The organism is Mesorhizobium sp. BR1-1-2 (assembly GCF_020165435.1).
In the GTDB taxonomy this organism is placed as follows: Bacteria; Pseudomonadota; Alphaproteobacteria; order Rhizobiales; family Rhizobiaceae; genus Mesorhizobium.
Genome location: NZ_JAIUID010000003.1, coordinates 270709 through 295644, shown reverse-complemented (window position 1 = coordinate 295644; position 24936 = coordinate 270709). Strand labels below are relative to the sequence as shown.

Annotated in this window: 27 protein-coding genes and 1 tRNA gene; 14 read left to right on the top strand and 14 right to left on the bottom strand. The window is 59.1% G+C overall.

Annotation, left to right across the window (positions count from 1 at the left end; translation table 11 throughout):
- Window position 1: 1 nt before the first annotated feature.
- The 3 genes from LB551_RS07930 to LB551_RS07920 all read right to left on the bottom strand — a co-directional run bounded on the left by LB551_RS07930 (window position 2) and on the right by LB551_RS07920 (window position 2404).
- Window positions 2-673, bottom strand: coding sequence for an LON peptidase substrate-binding domain-containing protein (locus tag LB551_RS07930; RefSeq protein ID WP_140550937.1), 672 nt, complete (start codon window positions 671-673; stop codon window positions 2-4).
- A 162-nt stretch (window positions 674-835) separates the two neighbouring features.
- Window positions 836-1828: a thioredoxin gene (gene trxA / locus LB551_RS07925; protein ID WP_224658779.1), complete on the bottom strand. Its 993-nt coding sequence runs from the start codon at window positions 1826-1828 to the stop codon at window positions 836-838.
- 78 nt (window positions 1829-1906) lie between these two features.
- Window positions 1907-2404, bottom strand: a complete 498-nt coding sequence (locus LB551_RS07920; protein ID WP_224658778.1) for a prolyl-tRNA synthetase associated domain-containing protein — start codon at window positions 2402-2404, stop codon at window positions 1907-1909.
- Between the two features lie 219 nt (window positions 2405-2623).
- Here LB551_RS07920 and LB551_RS07915 point away from each other — a divergent pair.
- The 3 genes from LB551_RS07915 (at window position 2624) to LB551_RS07905 (ending at window position 4719) form a co-directional block, all read left to right on the top strand.
- Window positions 2624-2698, top strand: a tRNA-Gly gene (locus tag LB551_RS07915).
- Between the two features lie 300 nt (window positions 2699-2998).
- Entirely contained in the window at window positions 2999-3295 is a 297-nt protein-coding gene (locus LB551_RS30090; protein ID WP_224658777.1) for an AAA family ATPase, read from the top strand.
- 14 nt (window positions 3296-3309) lie between these two features.
- Window positions 3310-4719 (top strand): ATP-dependent nuclease, encoded by a 1410-nt coding sequence (locus LB551_RS07905; protein ID WP_224658776.1) that lies wholly within the window; start codon window positions 3310-3312, stop codon window positions 4717-4719.
- Window positions 4720-4765: 46 nt separating this feature from the next.
- On the opposite strand, the gene LB551_RS07900 is transcribed toward LB551_RS07905, so the two are convergent.
- Window positions 4766-5089: a helix-turn-helix domain-containing protein gene (locus LB551_RS07900; RefSeq protein WP_224658775.1), complete on the bottom strand. Its 324-nt coding sequence runs from the start codon at window positions 5087-5089 to the stop codon at window positions 4766-4768.
- 80 nt (window positions 5090-5169) lie between these two features.
- Between LB551_RS07900 and LB551_RS07895 the strand changes: the two genes are divergently transcribed.
- Together LB551_RS07895 and LB551_RS07890 are read left to right on the top strand one after the other, a co-directional pair.
- Complete coding sequence (locus tag LB551_RS07895; RefSeq protein ID WP_224658774.1) at window positions 5170-5901, top strand: hypothetical protein; 732 nt, start codon at window positions 5170-5172, stop codon at window positions 5899-5901.
- Between the two features lie 63 nt (window positions 5902-5964).
- A complete protein-coding gene (locus LB551_RS07890) occupies window positions 5965-6450 on the top strand; it encodes a hypothetical protein (protein WP_224658773.1) in 486 nt (161 codons plus the stop codon).
- A 209-nt stretch (window positions 6451-6659) separates the two neighbouring features.
- On the opposite strand, the gene LB551_RS07885 is transcribed toward LB551_RS07890, so the two are convergent.
- The 7 genes from LB551_RS07885 to LB551_RS07855 form a co-directional block, all read right to left on the bottom strand.
- Complete coding sequence (locus LB551_RS07885) at window positions 6660-6821, bottom strand: hypothetical protein (RefSeq protein WP_224658772.1); 162 nt, start codon at window positions 6819-6821, stop codon at window positions 6660-6662.
- A 213-nt stretch (window positions 6822-7034) separates the two neighbouring features.
- Entirely contained in the window at window positions 7035-8333 is a 1299-nt protein-coding gene (locus tag LB551_RS07880) for a tyrosine-type recombinase/integrase (protein WP_224658770.1), read from the bottom strand.
- Between the two features lie 432 nt (window positions 8334-8765).
- Window positions 8766-10940 (bottom strand): VapE domain-containing protein, encoded by a 2175-nt coding sequence (locus LB551_RS07875; RefSeq protein ID WP_224658768.1) that lies wholly within the window; start codon window positions 10938-10940, stop codon window positions 8766-8768.
- Entirely contained in the window at window positions 10940-11170 is a 231-nt protein-coding gene (locus tag LB551_RS07870) for a hypothetical protein (RefSeq protein WP_224658767.1), read from the bottom strand. The genes LB551_RS07875 and LB551_RS07870 overlap by 1 nt, the downstream gene beginning before the upstream one ends.
- A 451-nt stretch (window positions 11171-11621) precedes the next feature.
- Window positions 11622-12026 carry a hypothetical protein gene (locus LB551_RS07865; RefSeq protein ID WP_224658765.1) on the bottom strand — a complete coding sequence of 135 codons (405 nt, stop codon included), beginning with the start codon at window positions 12024-12026 and terminating at the stop codon, window positions 11622-11624.
- A 44-nt stretch (window positions 12027-12070) separates the two neighbouring features.
- The gene (locus LB551_RS07860) at window positions 12071-13171 is read right to left on the bottom strand and encodes an HNH endonuclease (protein ID WP_224658764.1); all 1101 of its coding nucleotides are present in this window, start codon (window positions 13169-13171) and stop codon (window positions 12071-12073) included.
- 42 nt (window positions 13172-13213) lie between these two features.
- The gene (locus tag LB551_RS07855; protein WP_224658763.1) at window positions 13214-13939 is read right to left on the bottom strand and encodes a thermonuclease family protein; all 726 of its coding nucleotides are present in this window, start codon (window positions 13937-13939) and stop codon (window positions 13214-13216) included.
- Between the two features lie 528 nt (window positions 13940-14467).
- Here LB551_RS07855 and LB551_RS07850 point away from each other — a divergent pair.
- From LB551_RS07850 to LB551_RS07825, 6 genes are read left to right on the top strand one after another with little or no spacing between them, the layout of a single operon-like run.
- Window positions 14468-15025, top strand: coding sequence for a hypothetical protein (locus LB551_RS07850; protein ID WP_224658761.1), 558 nt, complete (start codon window positions 14468-14470; stop codon window positions 15023-15025).
- Window positions 15022-15261, top strand: a complete 240-nt coding sequence (locus LB551_RS07845; RefSeq protein WP_224658760.1) for a J domain-containing protein — start codon at window positions 15022-15024, stop codon at window positions 15259-15261. The genes LB551_RS07850 and LB551_RS07845 overlap by 4 nt, the downstream gene beginning before the upstream one ends.
- The gene (locus LB551_RS07840; protein WP_224658759.1) at window positions 15261-16364 is read left to right on the top strand and encodes a HesA/MoeB/ThiF family protein; all 1104 of its coding nucleotides are present in this window, start codon (window positions 15261-15263) and stop codon (window positions 16362-16364) included. Before LB551_RS07845 ends, LB551_RS07840 begins: the two co-directional genes overlap by 1 nt.
- Window positions 16361-16615: a hypothetical protein gene (locus LB551_RS07835; protein ID WP_224658758.1), complete on the top strand. Its 255-nt coding sequence runs from the start codon at window positions 16361-16363 to the stop codon at window positions 16613-16615. The genes LB551_RS07840 and LB551_RS07835 overlap by 4 nt, the downstream gene beginning before the upstream one ends.
- Before the next feature lie 4 nt (window positions 16616-16619).
- On the top strand, window positions 16620-17261 hold the full coding sequence (locus LB551_RS07830) for a ubiquitin-conjugating enzyme E2 (RefSeq protein ID WP_224658757.1): 642 nt from the start codon (window positions 16620-16622) through the stop codon (window positions 17259-17261).
- Complete coding sequence (locus tag LB551_RS07825; RefSeq protein ID WP_224658756.1) at window positions 17258-17803, top strand: Mov34/MPN/PAD-1 family protein; 546 nt, start codon at window positions 17258-17260, stop codon at window positions 17801-17803. Before LB551_RS07830 ends, LB551_RS07825 begins: the two co-directional genes overlap by 4 nt.
- 113 nt (window positions 17804-17916) lie before the next feature.
- Here LB551_RS07825 and LB551_RS07820 read toward each other — a convergent pair whose 3' ends face one another.
- On the bottom strand, window positions 17917-19026 hold the full coding sequence (locus tag LB551_RS07820) for a helix-turn-helix transcriptional regulator (RefSeq protein ID WP_224658754.1): 1110 nt from the start codon (window positions 19024-19026) through the stop codon (window positions 17917-17919).
- A gap of 703 nt (window positions 19027-19729) precedes the next feature.
- Between LB551_RS07820 and LB551_RS07815 the strand changes: the two genes are divergently transcribed.
- Window positions 19730-21589, top strand: coding sequence for a hypothetical protein (locus tag LB551_RS07815; RefSeq protein WP_224658752.1), 1860 nt, complete (start codon window positions 19730-19732; stop codon window positions 21587-21589).
- A 459-nt stretch (window positions 21590-22048) separates the two neighbouring features.
- Window positions 22049-22612 (top strand): type 1 glutamine amidotransferase domain-containing protein, encoded by a 564-nt coding sequence (locus LB551_RS07810; RefSeq protein ID WP_224658751.1) that lies wholly within the window; start codon window positions 22049-22051, stop codon window positions 22610-22612.
- Window positions 22613-22663: 51 nt separating this feature from the next.
- Here LB551_RS07810 and LB551_RS07805 read toward each other — a convergent pair whose 3' ends face one another.
- On the bottom strand, window positions 22664-23461 hold the full coding sequence (locus tag LB551_RS07805; RefSeq protein WP_224625399.1) for a SapC family protein: 798 nt from the start codon (window positions 23459-23461) through the stop codon (window positions 22664-22666).
- A gap of 499 nt (window positions 23462-23960) precedes the next feature.
- Here LB551_RS07805 and LB551_RS07800 point away from each other — a divergent pair, with 499 nt between their 5' ends.
- Window positions 23961-24236, top strand: coding sequence for a DUF6916 family protein (locus LB551_RS07800; RefSeq protein WP_224625400.1), 276 nt, complete (start codon window positions 23961-23963; stop codon window positions 24234-24236).
- A 146-nt stretch (window positions 24237-24382) separates the two neighbouring features.
- Here the strand turns inward: LB551_RS07800 and LB551_RS07795 are convergent, their stop codons facing one another.
- A complete protein-coding gene (locus LB551_RS07795; protein ID WP_224625401.1) occupies window positions 24383-24925 on the bottom strand; it encodes a GNAT family N-acetyltransferase in 543 nt (180 codons plus the stop codon).
- Between the last annotated feature and the right edge of the window lie 11 nt (window positions 24926-24936).

Below are 24936 nucleotides of genomic sequence, written 5' to 3'. Positions count from 1 at the left end.
CCTACTGCAGGCTCGAGCCAAAATCCTCGTTCTCGCGCGCCAGCGCCATTTCGGTGATGGCGATCAGCGTTTCGGCGCGGGTTTTCAGATCGGCCGCTTCGAGCAGTGCCTGCTTCTCGGCTGGTCCATAGGGCGCCATCATCGACAGCGCGTTGACCAGCATGGCGTTTTCGGCCCGGCTGACGCTCTCCCAGTCGGCCTCCAGGTCGTTGGCCTGAAGATAGGAGCGGAACGCCCGCAGCAGCGCCGGCCGGTCGACCTCCGCGGCCGCCTGATCCTCGTCGAGATCGGCGAGAAAGGGGGCGATCTTGCCTTGGCGGAACGGCGTCTTGACCGTCAGCTCATGGGTGACACGGAACCGGCACACGCCCTGCAGCGAAATCAGGTAGCGGCCGTCGCCGGTCTCGGAAAGCGCTATGATGCGGCCGGCGCAGCCGACATTGCAGAGCTCCGGCTCGCCATCGTCGCGCAAGGCGCCGTCCAGGCTGGGCTGGATGACGCCGATCAGCCGGGAGCCGGCGATCGCCTCGTCGACCATCTGCAGGTAGCGCGGCTCGAAGATGTTGAGCGGCATGCGGCCGCCCGGCAGCAGAAGCGCGCCCTCGAGCGGAAAGACCGGAATGGTCGACGGCAGATCCTTGCCGAGCCGGTAGTGAGCGTTTCCCGCCTGCACCTCGTTCCTCCGATCGCTTCGCCCGGGAAGCGCGTCCATGCCGCGATCCGCCTGTCGCCGCCCGGGCTGTTGGCTTCCCGAGGGAAAGGCGGGCCGGATTGGTCCTATCTGGCGCGGCCGGCGCCGGGTGCAAGCCCCGCGCGACCATTCGGCCGCGCTGGCTCAGGAAAACAGCAGCGACGACAATTTGCGCCGCGCGGCAAGCGTCGCCTCGTCGGTCATGCCCCAGGCCTCGAAGAAGCGCAGCAATTGCGCCCTGGCGCCGTCCTCGTTCCAGCCGCGATCAGCCTTGATGATGGCCAGGAGATTGTCGGCGGCCGCGTGGCGCTCGCCCCTGGCGTTCTGGACCATGGCCAGATCGAAGCGGGCCTGATGGTCGCCGGGATTCTCGGCCAGGCGGCGCTCGAACTCCGCCGGGTTGCCGAGTTCGGACGCTTGCGCGGCCAAGGTCATCCTGGCGCGCAGCGCGGCCAGCGGCGGCGCATCGGCCTTGGCCTCCGGCGCCCGCGCCAGCATTGCCTCGGCGCCTTCGACATCACCGGCCTCGAACAGCAATTCACCCAGCCCCGCTATTGCCTCGATCGTTTCCGGCGCCTGCTCGAGCACGGCGTCATAGATGTCGGCCGCCGTCTGCACGTCGCCGGCCGTGCGGGCCTCGGCCGCCGCCGCCAGCGCCTCGGTCACATCAGGAGCCCCATTGCCCTTGCCGCCGACCTTGTCGATGAACTGGGCGATCTGGCTCTCGGGGATGGCGCCCATGAAGCCGTCGACCGGCTGGCCGTCCTTGAAGGCGATAACCGCGGGAATGGACTGGATGCCGAGCTGGCCGGCGATCGAGGGATGGTCGTCGATGTTCATCTTGACCAGCTTGACCTTACCCCCGGCGGCGCGGACCGCCTTTTCCAGTTGCGGCGTCAGCTGCTTGCACGGCCCGCACCACGGCGCCCAGAAATCCACCAGCACCGGCTGGCGGCGCGATTCCTGGATGACGTCGGCGGCAAAGGCCGCGGTGGTGGTATCCTTGATGACGTCGCCGGCGGGCGCGGCGCCGGCCGCAGGTTTTTGCGGTTCCGCGCCGCCGCCATACTGCACCGTCGTGGCATACTGGCCGCCGCTATTGCCAAAGGAGCCGCCAAACGGATTGTTGTCACTCATGTCGTCGCCCTTTCGGTGGCGCCAGCGGATCGGCGCACTGTCCTTGGTTGGAAACCGGTTTCGCCATCCATGTGGCGATCATGCCGAGACTTTCAAGATAGCAGCATCGTGCCCGGTTGCCTCGACGAATCTGATGAGGTCGCCCGATGCGATCGACGTCGTCGCCTCATTGGTCAGCGGATGCGCGTTGATCACCGCATGCCGCATCAGCGCCTCGTCGAGCACGACCTTGACCCTGTGCTGCGTGTCGTTGATCAGGCCAAACACCGTGACTGCGCCCGGCGCGACGCCCAGAAGCTCCATCAGCATCTCCGGCTTGCCGAAGGAAACGCGGCCGGCGGCGCCGATCACATGGTGGATCTGCTTCAGGTCGACGACAGCGTCCTCGCCGACCGTGACCAGGAAGAAGGCGTCCTTCTTGTCCTTCAGGAACAGGTTCTTGGTGTGGCCGCCGGCGATTTCGCCGCGCAGTGCCTGCGAATCGGCGACCGTATAGAGCGGTGGATGGCGTTTCGTCGAAACGGCGATGCCGAGTTCGGCAAGAAAGGCAAAGAGCTCGGCTTCGGTCCTGGGCATGGGGTTCTCGTCTTCGGCTGGTTTTCCAGCCATGCCGTTTACGGCCAATGACATGGTCGAGACAAGACCGCCGCGCGACGCGGCGCCGAATCCTTCCGGCTGCCGCCGCCGGCCCCCGCCGGCCTCCTCCGGCGCATTGAAAAAAGCCTGCGATTTCCCTGTTGCAATCGCCGCGCTCTTCAGCCATATAGGCCCGGCTTGCGGCCCAAAGCCGCGCGAGCGGGTGTAGCTCAGGGGTAGAGCACAACCTTGCCAAGGTTGGGGTCGAGCGTTCGAATCGCTTCACCCGCTCCAGTTTCCTCTAGGGGATCAAGCATCGAAAAGCCGCGGTTTCCCGCGGCTTTTTCGCTTTCTGGCGGACCTCGACAGGATAGGGCGCCGGGGTGATCCAAAGGTCCGGGTTACACGCGGGTCACCAGTTCGCGGCTTCGGCGCAGCGCGGGATCGGTGTGTTGCGGGACACGCCGGATACTCAACCTAAATGGTCACAACGCTACTCATGCGCGCTTAATTCGAACCGAAACAAATGGGCTGTAGTTGACTGATTGATCACCACTCGCTCTATCCTTACCGATTGGGACGGAGGGACAATAAGTGAGAATCAAGTCCATCGACATTGGCAATTTCAAAGCCATCAGCTCGACGAAGGTCAATCTTGTAGACTTCAATGTCATTGTTGGTGCGAATGGCTCCGGCAAAAGCTCTGTGCTGCAGGCCATGCACTGGATGTTTCAGTCGGGGAGGAACCGTCGGGTTGAGGCTCGGTCAAAGTCGTCAGACGGGGTCACGCTTTCCGAAAAAATGCAACATATATGCCATCCCCGGACTACCGAAATGCTGGTCACTCGTCGGAGTACGGCAATAAGACGGGTACGCCCCAGCTTGATATGAGCGTAGTAGCTATCATGGACGATGGCTCTGAGGTAACAGCAGAGCTTTGGATCAAGTCAGCTCGTAACGCGGGTATCCTCGTCCACATCCCCAGCGGCAATACGTTCATCAGCAACCTTCGAGACCCTTCGCGAGAATTTAGTGCATACATCCCCGGCTTAGCCGGCATTCCACTAAGCGAGGAGAAGCGAAGTCGGGCAATCGTTCACCGCTTGGCCGCAGCTGGCGACGCAAACACGGTCCTACGCAACGTCCTCCACCTCTTAAAAGGCACCGAAATAGATGGCAAGAATGGCCTGATGTTGCTCGAAGAGTATGTATCACAAGTAATGGGGAAAATATCGCTCGACGTGACGTTTGTGGATGAAAGGGACTCCACCATCTCGGCTCGCTTTACAACGGCCGACATGCAAGCGTCTGAAAAGAAATGGAAGCCACTTGAACTCGCTGGCGTTGGGTTTCTACAGGTCATCCAGATATTTGCCTATCTGCTGTACTTTCGACCCGCGCTTTTGCTGGTGGATGAGCCCGACGCCCATCTGCACCCCACAGCTCAAGAGCGGCTCATACCGGTATTGGTTGCAGCTTCTCAGAGGACGGACACACAAGTTGTTCTGACGACCCATAGCCCATCAGTGGTTCGTGCCCTTCCAAGCGATGCACAGGTCATTTGGATGAAGGAAGGGAAGGTGCAGGATGGCGGCGACACCGAAGGCCGGCGGCTAATGGGCTGGGGTCTATTGGATCGGAAGATTCTTATGCTGACCGAAGATGAAGATGCCGGGATGATAAGGACCATTTTATCTCAATGGCCTCATCTGGACCGCGCGGTCGCCGTTTGGCCTGTACGCGGATCAGGAAAAGTGCCGGAAGCAGAGGTCATCAAGGATTTTATTGAGATCACCGCTGGTAGTCTTAAGGTTGTTATACATCGCGACCGTGACTTCTTAATGCCCGGAGAGTTAGCCACTCTTCGCGGCCCCTATTCCGACAAAGGCCATGTCGTATGGTTCACCAGGTATTCCGACATGGAGGCGTACTGGACCAATGAAGCGGCGATCGCTTCGCACTTTGGTATTTCGGAAGAGACCGCTCGGCAGTTACTTGAAGATGCGGTCGCGGAAGCTGTGGCAAATAACGTTGCTCTAGAAACACGTCGACGCAAGCGCAACGACGCTGCAAACAAATTTAACAAAAAGGGCAATCTACCGCAATTCGGCGACTCTGAGGTTGAAGTCGAGGCCGCCGAGCACGGAAAACAGTATGTGGTTCTCGGCAAAGATCTGCGAAACGCGATACGAAAGGTGACACACAAGGCAGGGCTGAAAGCGGGACCGAGCTACTCGTTGATTGTTCCAGCAGCCTTATCCGGCCAAATAGCTGACGACTTGCGCGATTTGCTTGAAAGTGTACTCAAGAGCTGAACCGCATATGGAGATGCTTGCTTCAGGTTGCCAAACGGGCGAGACGTTATCGCCGTTCGGTAGCCAGTGCTTCGATCATAACCACCACGCGTTCGAGATCGTCGTTTCGTAATGCGGCTAAGGCCGCAATCGTCCGCTGCCGTGCCACTTCTTCCGGCGCGCTTTTCTCAAACGAGGCTATCAAAAGCTCATTGGGCGATGTCGCCAGCACTGACGAAATCCTCACCAGAGTCGCGAGGTCTGGCTCGCGGCGGCCGCTGACATAGTTTCCGTATCGCCGTTCGCTTAAACCAGCGCGCCGAGCCACCTCGGCGTTGGAAAGCCCGAGCTGCTCCGCTCGCTTCCTGAGATTTGTCGCAAACAACTCCATGCGAACGAAATGTTCATGACATACCCCACGGGTCTATGTACGTTATGGCGTGGTAGTTCACGCCATTTCGTGGGGGAACTTTGAAGCATCAATACGTCGGCGACGTTAGCGACTATCGGAAATATGCATTGTTGCGGGCTCTCTCGTGGGGCGGGGCTAATCGTATCGGCGTGTGCTGGATGCTGACGCCCTCAGACGGCGGCTCCGACGGCGGGAAGCTAGCCTACCTTCAGCAGCCTGATCGGTATCGGCACTTTGACCCGGAACTGTTCGACACCCTGGCGCACGCCGCAGATCAGCCGGATCGTCGACAGCTTCAGACCATTGAGGACAGCGGAGTCATTCTAGGCGCAGCCTACTTGAACGAACTGTTGCCGGACGACCTGTCGGGCCGTGCTGTTTTCATGGAGCGCTGCCTGTCCTCATTCCACAGCGTCGAGCTTGTCTTCTTTGATCCCGACAACGGTCTTGAGACCTCGCTTTCGAAGGGCCGCAAGAACTCCTCCAAGTATCTTTACTTGGACGAGGTGGCTGCCTTCTACGCATCGGGAAAGTCCCTGCTGATCTACCAGCACTTTCCTAGGGTCGAGCGCCGGGCCTTTCTGGCTTCCTGTATCAAGCGGTTGCGCAGTGTCGCTTCGGACGCCATGGTCTGGACGTTCACCACTGCCCATGTGGTCTTTCTCCTTGTCGCCCATCCGGAGAGTCCGGCACGGCTGGCTGTTGCCGCAACTGAGGCCTGCGGGCGCTGGGGCGAGGGTTTCATTACTGGCCGATTTGTCAGCCAGTCGCGGTGTGACACCAATAATTGACAGCGAAGTTCGCGCGTGATTTTTCGAATAACGCAGCATTTCAAATGGCTTGGGGAGAAGACGATGACCAACAACATTCTCGCGCGTGCTGTGCTCGTGCCGGCAATACTGGCGCTGGGCGCTTGCGCCGGCACCAACACTATCCGTACCTCACAGAATACCGCGATCGTGCAGGCGAGCGCCGCTCCGGTCTGCGGCGGCATCGGTGCGGCCAGGGTCGCCCAAAAACAGGCGGCGATCGAGACGATCAAAGCGGGCTATGATCGCTATGTGATCGTCGGCGCTGCGGCGGCGGACAACGTTCATGTCGCCCAGATGCCAGGCAGCTATCAGACGACAGGCGTGGTCAACGGCGGATATCTCAATGCAACGACCACATATCGACCCGGACCAACCATGGTCTATGGCAGTCACGACCAGAATTTTGGTATCCGCATGTTCCATGATGGCGAGCCTGGTGCCTCCAACGCCATCTCCGCACGGCAGACCTTGGGCGACAAGTGGCAGGAAATGGTGAAGGCCGGCTCTGTTAGAACGTGCACCTCCTGAACAAGAGAATTTGCTTCCTACCGGGTACAGGGTACGAAGGTGCAACCCGTTCGCAAGGCCGAACGGGTCCCTCCGACCCCATTGTACTATTGCTACAACAAGGGGGAGGGTCGAAACGCGCGCCCGGAGGGCGGCGCACATTTGAAGATGCGGCGATCGAGAGGCGACCGCCGCAGTGGGGAGGCGCATCTGTGTAGTGGTGGCGAAGCTCATTCGGGCTCAATGGCGATGTGACCGACCGACTCACACTCCCCAAACTCTTCCAGCGCCCATTCGATCTCGGTCGCGTCCAGTTCCATGACTTCCGCAGCGGCTTCGAGCGGCATCCATTCCTCGTTGCCAGTTCGCTTGTCCATGATCAGGATGTGCATCGATCTCTCCTACTGTCCAACAGGACAGTAAAACACGGCGAGAGCTCAGGCACAATTATATCAGCGATATCAGCATGTTAGAGACGGCCACTATGTTGCAGGCCTGCACCGCAGCCGTGCACCGCCAGCGGGGGTGCACGGCTGGCCGGCTGCCGTACCCACAGCGCTGAGCGTATGGTCCCCGTGGCGCGGCGTGGCCGGTGCCGGCATAGGCTATCCGCTGTAGGCCCGGTCCAGTGCCGCGATGGCGGCGCTACCATCGCGCACTGCCTGGGTATAGTGGCCGAGCGTCACCGTCGGGTTCGCATGGCCGGCGATCTGCGCCACAAGGCCGATCTCGATGCCCTGGGCCTGGAGCATCGAGATGAAAGAGTGGCGGGCAGAGTGCGGCGTGACATATGGAAGGCTGAGCGCTTTGAAAACTGGTGCCCAATAACGCTTCCGAAAATTCTGGTAGAGCAGCGGACCGCCGCCGCCAATGCGGGGCTTAGGCCATTCCTGTAGCCGGCCGGGGCCGGGGAACACGCGGTGCAGCTCCTTACCCGACCTTGGGCAGCGAACCCGCCACGCCAAAAGCATCTCGCGAAGCACGGCGCTCATCGGGATCTCTCGGGTGCCGGCCTCTGTCTTGGTCATTTCGGTGAGCGAGCCGTCCCGCTCCTGGATGCGCCGGATGCGGACAATGTTGCGGTCGAAGTCAACCTCGCTCCATAACAGACCCAGCTGCTCAGACGGCCGTGTGCCGGCGAGGAAGGCGAAGGCGTAGTAGATGCCTTGTTCCAGATCGTTCTTGGCCGCTGCGATCAGCTTGGCGATATGCTCGGTGGCCAGGATCGTCTTTTTGATTTTGTGCCGCGCCCGCGCCAACCCGGTCGGCATCGAGGGCGCGCGGATCGAATAGTCTTCCTCCGCCAGCGCCAGGATGGACTTGAGGTGCGATTTGGCCCGATTTGCGGTGTAGCTGCCACACTGCTCCGTGACGGTCTTGTGCCAGACGCGGATCATTGCAGTTGTCAGGTCCGACAGCTTGATATGTCCGAGCAATTTGATGAAGCGGGCGTTCTTGGGTGGAGTGCCGGTCTCGGTGAAGTCAGCACGTTCCTGCTTGGTGCCTACCAGCAATGGCCCCCGGATTGCACCATACACCACCACCTTGTAGCCCATCAGCGTCGATGGCTTGACGTTGCCCTCCTTGGTCTGAAGCCAGTGCTCGATGGCCTGCGCAACGGTTGGAGCCTTGCGCTCATCCATGTAGCTGCCTTCCGAGACCTTCAGCAGCAGCGAGTTCCGGAATGCCTCGGCGTCCTTCTTGCGGTTGAAGGCGCGGCGGCGGCGCTTCTGCGTCAGGGGCTCGCGATACTCACAGTAATATTGCGGATAGAGAGCGACTTTACCGTCGCGCAGCTTGCGGCGACGCGTTGCGGTGGTGATGGAAACGTTGAAGTCAGTCATGGTGTTGCTCGTCCAAAAAGGAAAAAAGCGGGAACGAAAACACGCGTCGGTAACCAGCACAAGTAATCGCCGGAGCGGCCAGCGACCCCGTGAAACGGCTCAAACTGTAACCAGGCGCGTGACCTCGACAGGGTGGAAAAGGTCGAAGCCGCGAGACGACGCGGCCACGGATATCTCGGATTCCTCGGCCACCGAGGTTGAAATCGCAGTGACTGAGTATATCGAGTGGCGAAGACGGAGGCGGTTGTATTGCAAGGGCGGTAGCGGCCGGTGTCGCAATTTTCCAACATTCCGACCACACGTCGTCGGGCCACCGCCAGCTCACCGCACGCCCGGGCAGCACAGCTGAACACTATAAAAACACCGCCGGGTGGCGGGTGGCGGTAGTGGCATGGCACCAGCGAGGTGCCCAGGCGGCACAGGGGGGCACAGCGCACACACTGCACCCAGGGAGTCCCTACGGTACATGCCACCGCTGCCACTGCCACCACCCTAAAAATTCGCGGCGGCGCCGATAGGGGAGTTATCGTCGACGTGGTCTTCGGACCTAGGGCGATGAAACCCGCGTAGGGTCTTACCGGCCACTTTGAACTTGCCCGGCTCCCAACCGAGTTCACGCATCAGCGCGGTGAGCCGTTTCGCATGTCCGTTGTGCTGACGCTCCAATGGAATCTCTAGCAGCTCTCCCAGTAATTCGGCCGTGTAAGCCCTCACCTCGTCACCGACCGCTTTGCCTCGGACGATCGCGAGCTTTTCCTGCCACGGATCGTCTTCAAGGCGGTCCTCCTGTTCGGCTGCGGCTATTGCCCAAAGCTCCTGCGGCAGCACGATGCTCTGGCGCTCGGCTTCCAGCTTCGCCGCCTCGGCCCAGAGCTGGTTACGGTCGCGCCGAAGCGCCTCCAGGTCTATGAGGCCTGTCTTGACGGGCAGGAAGCGGCGGTTGCCGGTTCGGTCTTTCAGGTATTTGTGCTCGTTGGTGGTGCCGACAAAGATGGTTTGCCGACCGCGCGCTTCCGAGAAACGGCCATACGACATCCGGGCACGGTCGACGTCACGCGACGCGAACGCCTTCATGCGTTCGACCTCGCTTTTGCTGAGACCCGACATCTCGCTTAATTCGTATATCCAGACTCCCTCCATAGCCTCCATCTGGGCTTTGGTATCAAGGGTTAGCAATTCATTGTCGGAGTGATTCCCCGGCCCCGCGAGGATCCGCAGTGCCGTGGACTTGCCCGTTCCTTGCTTGCCCTCGAAGATGATGATGGTGTCGAATTTAACGCCCGGATCCCGTACACGCCTGACCGCCGCAATGAGCATGATCCGACCAATCGCTCGGTTGAGAGGTGTATCCTCGGCTCCCATGTACGACGCGAGCCATCGATCTATGCGTGGAATGCCGTCCCATGTCAGTGCATCGAGCATCTGCCGGACAGGATGGAATGTGTGTTCCAGACACAGCTGGGTTACCGCGTCGCGGACGTTCTCGGCTTTTGGATCGAACCCGAAGGCCTCGATGATGAACTTCCGTAGCAGGGCGCAGGCGTCGTCGCTGATCTCGCCTTCATGTTCATCCAGCATTTCGCCGTTGACGACCTTTCGGTGCCGGAACAGGTCGTGAGAGAAGGTGAAGCCCAGACGTTGTAGCGCGATAACTGTGTTGCGCATCGTGGCTTTCGGGTGCCCGCTCATGTCGCAGTCGGGCCAGCCATTCGACACAGCCGCCAAAGCGGAACGTGCCTGCCTCAATGCATATTGAACTGGCTTTCTCTTCTCAAGTATCGAGCGCGAAATACCAAAAGCAGGGTTGATGAGGACACCAGCTATCTGTGTTTCCGGACAGCCGGCACGGGCGAGGTCGCAAGCAATTCGAAACACGACCTCGCTTCGCGAACGAAAACGGGGAGATTCGCTTTCACGGGGGCGCTCGGGGTCGTCACCCAACTCGATAAGCGTCCGCGTTACCGGCAACAGCGACTGCGGAAGCTCGTCCATGCTGACCGAAACAACAGGCGCGTCTTGCGCGACCTCATTCTTCGACCCTGTTGGCTCGGGACCCCCGCCCTCCGGGAAATCGTCCAAGGAATAAATCAGCGACCAATCAGCCTTCACCAGACGAGCAAGCTCGGGCCTCCGTCCTGCCTTTTCTTTCTTAGTGCTCGGGATGTTCACCGTGCCCGGCAGGCGCATAATCCGATCAACGTTATGGCATTTGTCGCCGCCCAGTGCCTTCGCTATGGTCATGTTGATCGCTTCCACGCGGACGAGATCGTCGGCGGGGTCTTTCAGCTTCCAATAGCCGTGATAACCACCACCGGAGAACACAACTGCGGTTGGGCACGGGCGGAAGCTGAGGAGACGTTCCTCAGCACCAGGATCATCGATATCGACGTGTATGAACAGCGCCGCCGCCACATCTCTCTTGGTCGCCTTTTTGTTGCGAACCGATGGTCGCAGTCTGTTCACGTGAAAGTAGAGGTTATCCTCCCTCTGAACTGCGTCGATCCATTGACGCATGGCCTCCTCTTCGTAAGCCGCGAAAGTGAGGGCCTCGATTCGACCTCTAAGCGGAATCGCGACAAGGTGGCGCGGCTGGCCGGGAAACATATTTACGAGGAACTCGACTGTCTCGTCGGTGTTGCCATCGGGGATAACGAATGTCTTGTGCATCAGGCCCCTCCCTGACGGGAGGAGTCGATGTACGCCACCACCTCGGACAGCTTGACTAAGGGACGCGAGTTGTAGGGCGTGTAGGTGGGAATGTGGCCGCGCAACGCGAGGCGTTGGATTTGCCAGTATTTGGCACCTACCGCTTCAGCGGCTTCTTTGAGGGTGAGTAGTCTTTCGGCGATAGTACCCGGTGCGTGATACGGACCAGGTATCTGGAACGAAGCATCCATCTGCATTTCCTTTGCAGAGGAGCGAGCGCTGTGACGGTAGCATTCTCAAACCAGCACGCACGCCTGCTCCCAGTTGATTTCTGGGGTTAAGCGTGATTGCCGGAACGATGCTCGTTAGGGTCTTAGTGCTATGTCTAGAACATAGCCCGCCTTGGAGGTTAGCCACCTTAGCATCCCAATCGCTTGGGCGGGCGCAACACGTCATTCAGGACTGTCTAGGATGTCCCCACGTGAAGCCTCTGCGAATCACCCTATGATGTTTGCTGGTTTCAAATGGCGAGTCCAGCCCCAGGTTTACGGCGACCACAAACCGTGAACATCAAGTGCTATCGCGCGCCCATGTAGCTGCGCCGCTGCTGAAAGGCGCGGTATATGCGCAGCGCCGGCAGCAGGGGGACACGGGTACGCTGAGACGGGCTGAGACGGCTGAACCGTTGTTCGTCTACCTAAGCTAGATTTTGTAGGGTTTGAGCAGCTCCACGGTCCAGGCGGGAAGGCTCCGCCAAGAATACCAACCTCGCTCCGCCCAGGAAGCCGTTTCGCTAAACCTTCCCCGAGGCTCGACGAGCGCTAAAACATCATCGTGAGGATAGACGTAGCAGGCATAGCCTGTGAGGAAAGCTATGTGGAGATCCTTGCCGCGATATTTCTCATAGAGCGAAAACCTCGGTTTAAGCTGAACTCGTAAGACTGTGGTGCCGCCGACGTGCACTGCGAGGAAATCCGCACCATTCCAATCGTCGTTCAGGCGCAAGGAGTTGTATCCGTAGTCGGCAAGTCGACCAGCTACCTTATGGAAATTGTAGTTTTCCTTCTGTCGTGCATTGAGGTTTTCGTATCGAACTTTTTCGAACATCCCGATATCTTCGCTTAGTTGCTACTTCGGTCCCACCAGCTTACCTAACCAGTAGCTGCAAGCATGGCCTTACGTTCTTCTAGAGCCTTGGCGCTCGGCCGCTCCCGAGGATCGGTGGGCGATCGGATTGGGCGGCCGTGAAACGCTTGATACTCACTGCCGGTCAAACGCTCGGATACGACCACCCTCATTGTTGTTGGGTCTATCTCAAGGAGCCCGCAATCGAACAACGTGTGCAGGTCTGAGCGAAGTAGAACGCCGTTGCTCGCCACGTTAGTATGGTCCCCACGATAGGGGTAGATGTGGGCGGCCTCCAACACATCGGTGACTGCACACCCAGAAATTGCACACTTCCCGCCGTATGCCTTCAAGAGTTTGTCCCTGAAAGGCTTTTGCCCTCGCCTCCTGGCTATCGTTTTCAAGACACGCTCGCGCGCATCATTGACTTCACTTGGATCGAAAGCCTCATCGTCGGCCGGGTCTGGGTCAATCGCATCCGGCGCGACGACCGCAGAGCGAAGCACGAAATTGGTCGGTGACGAGCCAGAATGTCGGACGTACTCATAAGGGCCGAAATACCGAAATCCGGCGCCATCGAATTCGTACTTTCGCTCTCGAAAGAACAGGAGCAGCTCAAGGCCCAGGTCGCGGTGACCGGTGATAAGGTGGTCAGTTCGACCGGATGTTTGTCCCTGCCAATACAGGAGATCGCCCTCGATCCTGTCTCGATATTGGGTTCTGTCGGCCGTCTTTTCCTCAGTAACGAACAGCCAGACCGATCCCAGGTCCTTTGGCTTGAAAACCCCGTTGTTTAGAGTCGCATCAACAATTCCAAAGATTTCGCGTAGCTGGTTGCGAGTGTAGGTATTGCCCACACGCAAAATGGAGGATGCCGACCCTTCTTGTTTCGTAGAGCTTGTACTGGAATCTAAATCGCTCTCGACTCTTTCAAACCGCACCAGGTTGTTACTGGGGTCGTAGAAGGCTTCGTAGTCGTTATTCAGCCATTGGGAGCGCCTAGACGAATGATGGCCTCGCGCGTTCGCCCAGAACTGCGGGGTGCGGGCCTCTTTTGGGAGAGTACCGACCAGGCTTTCGATTTCGGTCAGTGGTAGTCGCACCGACCCAGCGGACTGTGCCCTCAAGAATTCCCCTAGTGGATCATACCGGCTTGCCATTTGCTCCCCTTAGCAAAGCGTTTCGCATGCGACACCATCTCCATCGCGATCCAGCTTCCGACCCCAAGAGCAGTTGTGCAAATACCATTGGGCCTCGTCACATGAACCGATCTGAGAGCAATAGCGGCGCGGCTCGCACGAATAGCTCCCGCTCTGCGCGACCAGCTTGCGGCTGACGATGCCGAGCGACTGGCTCGGCGGAGCCGTTCCATTTCCGTGCGCCGCGCGCCATTCCCAGGGTGCCTGGAAGTTGCCGACCCACAAACCGAGTTTTACGTTCTCCGCTTTCGCCTGCTGTGGTGCATAGGCACCGTGGCTGTAGCGCGACCAATCGAGTGCCTGGCCCTGCTCGACCATCCACGCGGCCACGTTAGCCCCATCGGCCCGACGGCAGTCGCCGACGAAGCGGCGATAGCGATCCCAGGCCACGAACATGCACTGAACCGGCCTCGATGCCGCGAGGAATGTATCCAACGCCTCCGCCGCTCGTCGGCCACATGGATATTCAAAGCCCTTGGCATCTTCGCAGTACTGCTTGCTCTCCGGCGCGTCGATGCCATTGAAGCGAATGCGCTGGCCATGGATTTCGATTGTGTCTCCGTCGATTACGCTAGCGATGCCAGCGATGGGGACAGGCTTCCGGCCTAGCGAATTCGATGTGCTGATGTCGGCTATACGGTCGCCGCGCTGCATGACGGTCTGGACGACCAAGGCGGCTGCAGCGGCGACAATCACAAAGAGTAGCCGTACCGGGACGCCCGCCCAACGCGGTGCCCAAGGCCACGTACCGGTGCGCTTGCGCCACCGGTCCGGCCGATTATTGTGACGATACCTGTCCAAGCCCCAGCCTTCCCCCGAAGGCCAAAATGCGTCCATTCAGGCGCAAAGTCCAGTGACCCATGAACCGGCAATCCTTTAGCCATATGCGACATGAGTCGTTGGCCAATGGCGTCAAAGACATTGCGCTCTGTCGGCCGGCAGACGATAATCACCAGACAACTAATCCCGTTGGTCCTCCTCTATTTTGGTTTTTTGCACTTCATGGAGTTTCTACTTACTATTGGCGGACTCTGGATCGTTGTCTGGGTGCTGCGGAAAGTGTTTGGTTCAAAGTCGAACCCGTCGACGCTTAGCCCGCCGCATTCGGATCAGGAGCCACACGCCCGCCCCGCGCCCCCGTCATCTCCAAAGTCAAAGGATGTTTATCGTCCCCGAGCCGGAAGCCCAACGCGGCCTCGTATTGTCTTTGAACCCCCACTTCCGATGGAGCCAACAGGCTCACTACCGACGCAGCAATCCCTCGAAGGGCTTCACGATGCTTTCACCGGCGCACCGCTCAATGTCGCGCTTGGGCTGCACCAATGCGGTACATGCAAGGTTTACTACCATGCTTCGAGCGTGGAAGTTCTCCGGCAGGAGAACGGCTTGCGTTGCGTCGCATGCGGCAATGCCTCCATTGGTGCCCTCTCTGGCGCTCAGGCGCGATCCACACGCGGCCGCGACTACAACCCAGATATCGTCACCCTGGCGAATTTTAGGTCGCATTTCGACCGCGTGGTTACCTTTGAAGGCCGTGTCCACGCAGTGCGTGTCAGCCGTCGCGGGTCAGATTTCGCCGTCATGTTCGAAAACACCTCGTGGGCACGCGGCCTTAAACTGGTGTTTTTCAGGGGCGCGATCCGGGCCGTCGGCGGCACCGACTTCATCCACAGCCTTGCAGGACAGTCTGTGCGAGTGCGCGGGCTTCTCATCAACCACAACCAGTTTGGTCCGGAGATCATTATCTCCGAGCGCAGCATGATCCTTTCGGTTTCGCGATGAAGTGGCAGAACATAGAACTTGGCTACAAGGGCCGAATCGAACAGTTAGCCAAGCTCTCACCGTGGGAATTGCTCGGCGTTGCTGAAAGTTGTACGCCGGCAGAGCTAAGAGCGGCTTATCTGCGCTTAGTAAATACCTACCATCCCGACCGCGCGGACCCTTTCATGAGCCGAAACAATGAAGAGGTCGTCAAGCTGATCAACGCCGCCTATGATCGGCTCAGGAGCAACAGCTAGTGTCCGAAAACCGATATCTCCGTCACAATCTCATCGACTGGTTCTCTCAGGAAAGGCTCGCACGCACTCGCGCTGTCGTAATTGGCGCGGGGGCGGTAGGTAACGAGGTTTTAAAGAATCTCGCTCTTCTCGGCGTCGGCGAAGTCCGCGTTTATGACTTCGACCGTATTGAGGAACATAACCTCACTCGCAGCGTCCTATTCCGTGATGCCGATATCGGAAAGCAGAAGGCGGAGGTGGCGGCGGATCGGGCTCGCGAACTCGACCCAAACATGTCTGCGGAGGCAGTGGTGGGGGACTTTTGGGATCACCTCACCCTCTCGGACCTCAAGTCTTTTGATGTACTGTTCTGCTGCGTCGATAACTTCGAAGCGCGCATTCGCAGCAACATGTTATGCCAGATCGCACGAGTGGATTTTATCAATGTCGGCATCGACAGCCGATTCGCCCTCGTGGAACAGTACCCGTTTACCCGCAATCACACAGGCGGCTGTTTCGAGTGCGGCCTACCACCCTCTGTCTACCGGAGGATCTCGGAGCGATATTCCTGCGGCCATCTACGCAAGCTTTCCTACATTGAAAGGAAGGTGCCAACAACTATTATCACGTCGAGCACGGCGTCGAGCCTAGCTGTATCTGTTGGCTTGCGGCTTGGTACAGGTGATGAGGTGCCGTCTGCGCGACGCTTCTATGTCGATACCATCGCAGGTAACCTTACCCGCACTGAGCTCGGACGCGTAGGGGGGTGTCCATGCTGTGACCGTTATGCTGGAGAACTCTCTATTATCGGTTGCCGTCCCATCATCGGCGACTGGCCGATCAGCGGCGATGATGTCACGGTGTTCACCAGTGATCCGATCTTGGTAAGCTATCGCATCGGCGAGATCTCCATGCCGGTATTCGAGCGAGCCTCGGCGTTCAGCAGTGATTACCCTACTACCTTGTCCCCTGATCCAGGAGCGGTCGACCTGGAAATCCGCGACCAATTCTCGGCAACCGAGCTTGCCGACCGTTTTGCCAATTATACGATACCGAGCAAATTTGCGCTTGTGTCGAACGGAGCCAAATCAACAATCTTTGAATTTCTAAGGGAACCCCAATGAGTGAAGTCAAAGTTATCATCCGAACTGCGGATCAGACTCGAAAGGCGGAGGTTGCGATGGCCCGTACGAATACAGGGGCCGATGTTATCCAAGCGGCCGTAGATAACTGGTCGCTGCCAACCGATACCGACTATTCCCTAGTCAATACCTCGTCCGGTAAGTCGATCGCACCTGCGCAGGCCCTCTCAGCTGACCTCGTCGCCGAAGGCGCGATCCTTGAGGTGCAGCCCGTCCTCGTCGCTGGATTTTGATCTGATGTCCGCTTTTGATGAACGCCGCGCGCAGGACGTTCAGAAGCTTAGGGACCTTGAACGGCTGTCGCGCAGCCGCGTTCGCGTGACCAAAGTGGTCGGGAATCCGACGAACGAAATTGAGGCCGAGTTGCACTTAAGAACAGCGCCCTCAAGCGCCTATCCGAGCAGCGTGCAGCCTGTCACCCGCATCAGCATCTCACTTCCGGCGCGCTACCCGTTCGTCGAGCCGACTGTGAATGTCGGCACACCGATTCTCCACCCCAACGTTTATACCTCGGGTCGCATCTGTTTAGGTCTCAAGTGGATACCTTCATTCGGACTGGATCTCCTCGTCCGCCGGGTTGTGCAGATTGTCACTTTCGATCCGACGGTACTGAATCTACAATCGCCCGCTAACCGTGCAGCGGTATCCTGGTATCAGCAGGCTATCCGATCCAATCCCCAAGCCTTCCCTACGGATGTTATTGACTTTTCCGTGCAAGACCAGGCTAAGACGATGGCTTGGAGAAACGCTGAACCGGCCGTAGACGCTAAGACAGTGGTGACATGCTCTCATTGTAACGCGCGACTTTCCGTCCCGAACGGGCGAAGCGGCACAGTCAAATGTCCCAAATGCGGCAATGGTTTCGCGGTCAAGACATGATTCAGTGGATCGAACAACCACCCGACTTTCGACATTTCCCACTTGGAGATCTGTTTACAACCTTATCTTTTACCGCTGCATTGCAACTCATCGCCGGTGAATCCACAGCTCTCCGCGTGGTCGTTTCGAGTACGGTGATGGGCGGAATCTACACCCACCTCTCTCAACAGAACATCGAAATGGGTGGACTGCTGGTAGGTCGCGTATTCAAGGACGATGATACGTTCCGCGTGGTCCTCGTCGAAGCCTTTGTGCCGTCCTCAGAATTTCGAGGTACCGGTGTGTCACTTCGTATGGGCACTTCGCTCTGGGACGAGGCGCGGATCGCGCAGACTTCTGGCCAATCGGTCATTGGGTGGTATCATAGCCACCCCAATCTCGGTGCATTTTTCAGCGGCACAGATCGTCGCACACAGGCGGCCTTCTTCACGCAGGCGCATTCCCTCGGACTCGTAGTCGATCCGATTCGCGCTGAGGAGATGTGGTTCAGCGGACCGGCTTCCGGCCAGCTTTCGGCCTCACAAGTCGTCTCTACGCCATAACGGTTGTCGATTTCCCTATCGCCATGCCGACAACGAATGGACAGACAACACAACGATCGACCTCACCCCGTCTCTCATTGCAATGTTAGAAAAAGGTCACAGGTGCCGCTTTTTCAAAGTTTTTCGGCGGATGGTCCGGTCGCCATTTTGGCTAGCATAGAGACCAATTCGCCCTGTCGATGCGTATCGGTCTTAGCAAAGATCGCTTTCAGATGATTTCTTGCGGTCTCATAGCATACACCCAGCTGGTCGGCTGATCTTTCGACGGTCTCGCCGAGCGAAATCAGGCAGGCTAACTTTGCCTCTGACGAAGTCAGGCCGAAGCAAGCGCGGAGGGTGATCTCTGGAGGTTGGCGACGTAGGTCCGGGTCGACGAGCATAATGGTCGCTTGACAAGGGGCTAACGCATTGGGTGAAAGTGCGGGGAGTCGCAACATATAAGCCAGCAAGGGGCGCTGGCCGATGCGCGGGATCGCCACCGGAGGCACAGAGCAACCTGAATCCCTCGATCGGATAAGGATGTGGAGTGACCTATCTAGCGCGGCGGCGGCGGCTCGGTCTCTAGCCACCAGCCTTTGGTTGGAAATCCGAAGGTGCTGACCAAGCGACAACTCTGCGGACCTGTTGAGGCGGATAGCTCTGCCGTTGCGGTCGATCATGATAACCGGTGTCACGCTTGCGTCGAACGCCTCAATTGTAGCCTCTATCCTCGCGAAACCGAGCGTACGAGAGAGTGCTGCGAACGAACCTAGTTTCCTCGACAAGTTGGCTAAGGCTGCAAGCTCTTCGGGTCGAAACGGTCCCTGTTTAATCGAACGCTGTAGCGACAGGCACCAAGTATCTTCACCCGCCGCGACCTTGACCCCCGCATACCAGCGAAGGTCAAAATGAGCTAAGAATTCCTGGTAGTATGGGTGTCGATCAATCTCTTCCGATGTAAAAATATCCAGGTCGGTCGTAACTCCCTTTCGCCTAAGGAACGGAATCAGCCGGTACCGTTCGTCGCGATGGATCCATCCATCGCGAACGTATGCTTCGAAACTTCCTACTGTGGAGCGGCTATGTGGTATTCGTGGAAGATGCCCATTCAAATCGAAAAGTAACGCTCCAGCGCTCCCGGTAACGGCCTCGGCCACATCCATCGCGGCGCCCCACTGCGAAGGATCAACAGCGGCCTTCGCGAACGCGGTGCTGATCTCTCGAAAGTCGAGTGCTGCGCTCATCGCTTTCCCCGCGTATCCGAGCTTGGGATATTATTTATTCACGCCATAACTTCACCTCAGCCCTACTAATCATACGCTCTTCCATGCCACTTACGAGTCCCTTTGCTCCTAGCCCAAATGGGTCATGCGCAGGTGTTCCTAAGCAGATAATTTTTTGTTTGGTGACATTTGGAGGAAGGAAGTGCGCAAATTTTTATATGGCCATCTGGGCGAATGCCACATTTGCATTAGGAAGGCGCTTTTAGCCGCCGCGACCCTCTGGGCATTGGTGCCGATTGCGGCATCGTTTGAGCAGGGCGGTGCCGCAATCTACTTGGCGGTGGGAGCCTCTATCATGACATTGCTATGGGTGGGGCACATCGTAGCGTTCCTGTCCCGCATTCGGCTCCCACGCAGCGAACAGTTTGACGTTAGTCGACGCTCTAGCTTTGTATTACTCGGGAGAGGTTTGGCGGCGGGAGCAATTGTTTCCTTTTTCCCGCACCAGGCCCGCGCCCAATCGTATGGGGGATGTGGGAACGACGACTGCGACCCGTGTTTCCGGCCATTTTGGGGGGCAGACGGAGGTGGTCGAGTGTGTTGGCGTTGCCATAGCTGCGGCAACGACTGCGGCGGGCAAACCTGCTAGACAAATCTATCCCTGTTCCTGTGAGGAGCTCTCTACGGCATCTAAACCTTCTGCCCAACGGCTAGGGAATTTGTCATGATAAGATTCTTCGGACTGAAGCTCGCGCTCATGTTGACTTTACTGGCCGTGCCGGCAGCAGCGCAGCAGCTTCCGATTGTCGGCTTCGATCCAAATTTCGGGCCAATATGCGCTGGCCCTATCGGCCCTGGCCCCTGCGCGCAGGTTCAGGCTTACATCCAGCAACATGGTGGGCAGGTCTCAGCCCCTGGATTGCCGCCCCTACAGCAGATTGGCTTCGACGCAAATGGCGTGCCGATCTGCGCTGGGCCGCTTGGGCCTGGACCATGCGCGGCCGTTGCGCAATATTTACAACGAATGTTTGGGCAGCCACCCCCACCTGTTATTCGCGCGAATGTGCCTACACCTCTCCAAATTGGTGTTGACCCGCGCCTCGGACCGATCTGCGCTGGCCCATTGGGGCCTGGTCCCTGCGCCGCTGTCCAAGCTTACCTTGCCCGGCTTTCTGGGCAAGTTCAGCAGCCAGTTACCGATCTTGGCCAAGTACAGGTCGCAAACAGCGGCTCCGACGGTCTGGACCCGATATGCAGTGGGCAGGTTGGGCAAGAACCATGTTCGCTCCTGCAACAGGAAATCGTTGATTCCGGGCGCGGGCCGACGATCCCAAAACTGGAAGCTTTGTCGCAGGGGCAGTCGCTTGACGCACTAGAGATAGCCACTGCTTGTGCGCAAAATGCCGGTTTGGACGTCGTCAACTTTGCATCGTGCACGGGAGGACAGGTTATCCTCCAGCCCGGCAATCAGGCATTAGTCGATTGCGCCACATCTTCGACGGACGATACAGAAAAATTTGCAGCATGCGCCGCTCCTCTTCTCGGCGTAAAAATATCTGATCGTCAGCAAGAGCTCGCCAGTTGTGCGCTCAAATCGAATGGAAATTCTGACGACTTCGTAGGCTGTGCGGGATCATCCGTTCTGAGCCGGGACGGGAACGCAGCGCTTAAATGCGCGACGGACTCCTCCGGTGACGCGTCGGACTTTGCTAGCTGCGCCGCCAGCTATATCATCGGAAAGAACGCAACGCAGGCAGAACAACTTGCGATCGCATGCGCCGCGTCGGCCGAGACGGCAACTGACCTGGCTGGATGCGCAAGCTCACAGATCAACCTGACTGCCGATCAGAAAGCAGCAGTAGACTGCGCACTTCAATCAGACGGAGAGGTTTCAAGTTTTGTGAGCTGCGCTGGTTCGGCGGCACTAGATAAATATCTTGGCGGGGACGCGAAGACGGCATTGCGGTGTGCGGAAGATGCTGGGGGAGCCTCAGAAAAATTTGCGGTTTGCGCTGCCTCGGGAATCCTGGGCAAGAATGCCACTCCCGAGGAAAAGATAGCGTTGACGTGTGCAGCTGAGTCAGGTGGCGACGTCGAGCAAATGGGCGTCTGCGCCGGCGCCAACCTTTTCAACATGGACGTGAAACTAAACCCTGAACAACAGATCGCGGTCCAATGCGTTGTATCGACTGGCGGGCAGCCCTACGCTGCGGCAGGCTGCATTGCGACGCGCCTTACTGCGCGGGAGCTTGTTAAGTGCTTCACGGATGGAGTCGGTGGCCACGGCTGTTTTGGTGACACCAACGACCTAACGGGCAAGAATGGTTGGACGGCCCGCACTCTCAAGCAGATTGCAGGAGGCCCTAACTCGGTGGTCAACAATCCATCGCAAATCTGGGGTGGCGACAATTCATTTGTGAGACATCCGGAACAAATTTTTGGGGGCGACAATTCATTTGTCCACCATCCCGAGCAGATCTTCGGTGGAGACAACTCGATATTCAACCGCCCTAGCCAGCTGGCACCAAAACCGCTGCAAGTCGGGAAGATTGGCAACACAAGGATCTGCTTACCCTGGTGTTAACCTATCCGTAAGCGTGGAGAAAAGCATGTCGGGTCACCACGCGGTCACCGTTTCTAGTGTGTAGGAAATTTCGCCACAGTCCATTGGAGTTGTTCCGGGTTAAAGATGGCGCCGATTTGCGATCGCGTTCTGGCGCGCACTAGGAGGGTATCGAGCGTACTGCTGTGAACCCCTTGGACGGTATAATTTGTCCCTTGCCAAGGTTGGGGTCGAGCGTTCGAATCGCTTCACCCGCTCCAGTTTCCCTTCAGGGATCAAGCAATGAAAAGCCGCGGTTTTCCGCGGCTTTTTCGCTTTCTGGCGGACCTCGACAGGATAGGGCGCCGGGGCCGCGGCGGCCCCGCGGTCTTTCGTCGCGATCCCTCCGGTCACGTGCTCCGGTCACATAAGGTTACAGTGAGGAACGGTACCGGTTCAGGCTCGTTAGCCCTGCATCCAATCCAACCATGGAGGAAAACGATGCAGGATATTTCCGGCAAGCGCGTCGCCATCCTTGCGACGAATGGTTTCGAACAGTCCGAGCTTGAAGTGCCGCTGAGCAAACTGCGCCAGGCCGGCGCCGAGGTCGAAATCGTGTCGCTCGAAAGCGGCAAGATCAAGGGCTGGGACCACAAGGATTGGGGCCGCGAAGTTCCGGTCGACAAGACCTTGGACGAGGCTCGGGCGGATGCCTACGATGCGATCGTTCTGCCCGGCGGCGTCATCAATCCCGACCTCTTGCGGGTCGAGCGCAAGGCGCTGGATTTCATCAGTTCGTTCTGGTCGGCCAACAAGGTCGTCGGCGCGATCTGTCATGCGCCCTGGCTTCTGGTCGAGACCGGGATCGTCAAAGCCCGCCGCGTCACATCCTACAAGTCGATCAAGACCGACGTGATCAATGCCGGCGGCTTGTGGCAAGACAGCGCGGTCGTCACCGACCAGGGGCTGGTAACCAGCCGCAATCCCGGCGATCTCGATGCCTTCTGCGACAAGCTCACGGAGGAGATCAGGGAGGGCCGCCACGACAGGCGGGCCGCGGCTTAGCACCGAGCCTTGTTCACCAGCCGCGGCGCGAAGAATCTCGGCCTGGGTTGTTCAGGCGCTCTTCGCCCCTTCCGCCTTTCGCAGCGACGCCTGATGCACCAGCGACGTCCAGCTGTTGGTCGAGGCAAGGTGGCAGTAGAGCAGGCTGAGCGCGCCTGACTTCCTCAGGTCGAGGAAGGCCTCGTCGCTCAATCTGTTGAAGGCGGCCTCGTCGATCACCTGGAAATCGGTGAGGTTCAGCACCTCGCCTCCTTCCAGCGTCACCTTGCTCTGGCGCGGCGCGAACAGGGCATGCGCGTCGATCTTGTCGACCATCTCGCGGGTCGCCCTGAAGTCGATCTGGAACTGGTTGCAGAAGGCGAGCGCCTGCTTCGTCGCCTCGGTCGCCTCGTTGCCGCTGAAGAACGGCAGCACCTTGTCGTCGCGGAACGGCGCCAGCAACTGGTCGATGACGCGCTCGCTCGCCCGGTCCACGCACAGCGTCAGCCGGCCGGGCTGCTTGGGATCGTCGGCGAGGATGAAGGGATAGCGGCGGACATAGGCGGGGATATAGTGCGGCCCGGCCCACTTGCCGTCGGCGTCGACGAACAGGTTCTCGTCCTGGCGCAGGCCGGTGATGATGACGGGCGCCTTGGCGGGGCCGATGAAAACGATCGGGTAGGAGCGCATCGCCGCCGGCATCTCCGAGGCCACCACCGGGATGGCATGCGCCGAGCGGGCGAAGGAGAAGTCGCTGCGCGCCGTCAGGCCGAGCGAGCCGTGCCGCGCCGGAGTGAGCGCCTCGGGCCTGGAATAGAACAGCGGCAAGGCCTCGCCCGCCGTTTCCGTCTTCGCACCGCTGTCAGCCATGTGTCCGTTTTCCTCCTCGCGCCGGCCAACCAGGCCGGCCCGTCCAGCATTGAATTCCCAAAGCGGGATCTGTTCTTGTTGCGCCGGCCTCGCTTCGAAGCAATTCCGCGCAGGGACAAAGTACTACAGCGTCGCCGTCGCGTATAAAAGGACATGCGCTGCTGTATTTTGGCCTTTGCGCCTTAGTCGCCTTGCAGGACGCCCGCAACCATACGGGCCCTGGAGCGGTTCACCGTTTCCCGGAAACGGCGAGCCGCTCTATCTCCTTGTTTTTGCGCAATTCCCCAGGAAAAGCGCTGCGCGCTTTTCCCGGGAAAACCGTACACACTTTTCCTGGAATTGCTCTATGGACAGCTTGCCGCGAAGCGGCGATAGTGGCCTCGCATGGTAAAATTCCGGGAGCCGTAGCGTCTTGCGTCCGGAATTGCGAGGAAATGAGGAGCCGGAGCGGGGCTGCGCTTGGCCGCCCGCTCCAGCAAGCGCTTTGAAGCGGGGTGGCATGGCGTCGGCATCGGATTTCGAACAGGCGGTCGGGCAGGCATTCACCGTCGAGGCCGGCGGCAGGCAGATCGCGCTCGAATTGAGCGCGGTCAACCGCATCGCCTCCAGCCCGCGCCCGGGCGGCGGTTTCTCGCTGCTGTTCAAGGGCCCGCGCGCAACCGCGCTGCCGCAGGCGACTTACCGCTTCGCCGGCAATGGCGATACCCACGATATCTTCATCGTGCCTGTGGCCGCCGACGCGACGGGACTGCTTTATGAGGCGGTCTTCAATTAGAGTTTGGAAGCAGGCGTGAGCGCAGCAGTAGTGCGATTTGTGAGACGCTGGCGCGAAGGGTCGGTAGCGAACAAGCACCGCCGAATTGTGCGGCGACCGGAACAGGATTCTCGGCCCGGGAATGACGAAGCGGATGGCGTTCCCGTTCACCCACTGTCCGCGCCACCCCGCGGCGGCGCGCACGCCATTAGATCGTAGACGCCCTTGTCCTCGACCACTGCGAAGCCGAGCTCGAGATAGAGCCGCCTGGCCGGATTGTTCTTCTCGACATGGATCGAGGCCGATTTGCCCGATGACCATGCCTCGTCGATGAGGTCGCGCAGCAGTGCTGAGCCGTGACCCTTGCGGCGATGGGCCGGCAGCAAGGCGATGTCGATGATGCGATGCTGGCTCGGCCAGCGCTCGATGTAGAGGCGGCCTATGGGCTGTCCGGCCCGCTCCACCACCAGCCAGTCGGCCTCGGGATAATGCTTGCGGTAATGCGCGTGCTGCGCCTGGAACTGCATGTCGAGGAAGGCGGCTTTCTGCGCCTCGCTCCAGTCCGTCACGTCCAGTTCTTCGATACGGGTCGAGGCGTAGAGCCGCGCCAGGAACGGCATGTCGGCCTCCGTGGCGGGGCGGAAAGTGAGGCCGGCCTGCCGCGACCGCGGCCAGGCCGGGAGCCGCTGCGCCAGTTTCGCTTCTGTCACGCTGCCTGACG

Bases quoted from the DNA above. Each gene is read 5' to 3' on its own strand.
- LB551_RS07900 (WP_224658775.1), bottom strand. From the start codon at position 5,089: ATGGAGTTGTTTGCGACAAATCTCAGGAAGCGAGCGGAGCAGCTCGGG.
- LB551_RS07845 (WP_224658760.1), top strand. From the start codon at position 15,022: ATGAAGTGGCAGAACATAGAACTTGGCTACAAGGGCCGAATCGAACAG.
- LB551_RS07885 (WP_224658772.1), bottom strand. From the start codon at position 6,821: ATGCACATCCTGATCATGGACAAGCGAACTGGCAACGAGGAATGGATG.
- LB551_RS07810 (WP_224658751.1), top strand. From the start codon at position 22,049: ATGCAGGATATTTCCGGCAAGCGCGTCGCCATCCTTGCGACGAATGGT.
- LB551_RS07905 (WP_224658776.1), top strand. From the start codon at position 3,310: ATGGACGATGGCTCTGAGGTAACAGCAGAGCTTTGGATCAAGTCAGCT.
- LB551_RS07830 (WP_224658757.1), top strand. From the start codon at position 16,620: ATGTCCGCTTTTGATGAACGCCGCGCGCAGGACGTTCAGAAGCTTAGG.
- LB551_RS07815 (WP_224658752.1), top strand. From the start codon at position 19,730: ATGATAAGATTCTTCGGACTGAAGCTCGCGCTCATGTTGACTTTACTG.
- LB551_RS07875 (WP_224658768.1), bottom strand. From the start codon at position 10,940: ATGCACAAGACATTCGTTATCCCCGATGGCAACACCGACGAGACAGTC.
- LB551_RS07890 (WP_224658773.1), top strand. From the start codon at position 5,965: ATGACCAACAACATTCTCGCGCGTGCTGTGCTCGTGCCGGCAATACTG.
- LB551_RS07800 (WP_224625400.1), top strand. From the start codon at position 23,961: ATGGCGTCGGCATCGGATTTCGAACAGGCGGTCGGGCAGGCATTCACC.
- trxA (WP_224658779.1), bottom strand. From the start codon at position 1,828: ATGAGTGACAACAATCCGTTTGGCGGCTCCTTTGGCAATAGCGGCGGC.
- LB551_RS07865 (WP_224658765.1), bottom strand. From the start codon at position 12,026: ATGTTCGAAAAAGTTCGATACGAAAACCTCAATGCACGACAGAAGGAA.
- LB551_RS07870 (WP_224658767.1), bottom strand. From the start codon at position 11,170: ATGGATGCTTCGTTCCAGATACCTGGTCCGTATCACGCACCGGGTACT.
- LB551_RS07820 (WP_224658754.1), bottom strand. From the start codon at position 19,026: ATGAGCGCAGCACTCGACTTTCGAGAGATCAGCACCGCGTTCGCGAAG.
- LB551_RS07850 (WP_224658761.1), top strand. From the start codon at position 14,468: ATGGAGCCAACAGGCTCACTACCGACGCAGCAATCCCTCGAAGGGCTT.
- LB551_RS07805 (WP_224625399.1), bottom strand. From the start codon at position 23,461: ATGGCTGACAGCGGTGCGAAGACGGAAACGGCGGGCGAGGCCTTGCCG.
- LB551_RS07835 (WP_224658758.1), top strand. From the start codon at position 16,361: ATGAGTGAAGTCAAAGTTATCATCCGAACTGCGGATCAGACTCGAAAG.
- LB551_RS07920 (WP_224658778.1), bottom strand. From the start codon at position 2,404: ATGCCCAGGACCGAAGCCGAGCTCTTTGCCTTTCTTGCCGAACTCGGC.
- LB551_RS07825 (WP_224658756.1), top strand. From the start codon at position 17,258: ATGATTCAGTGGATCGAACAACCACCCGACTTTCGACATTTCCCACTT.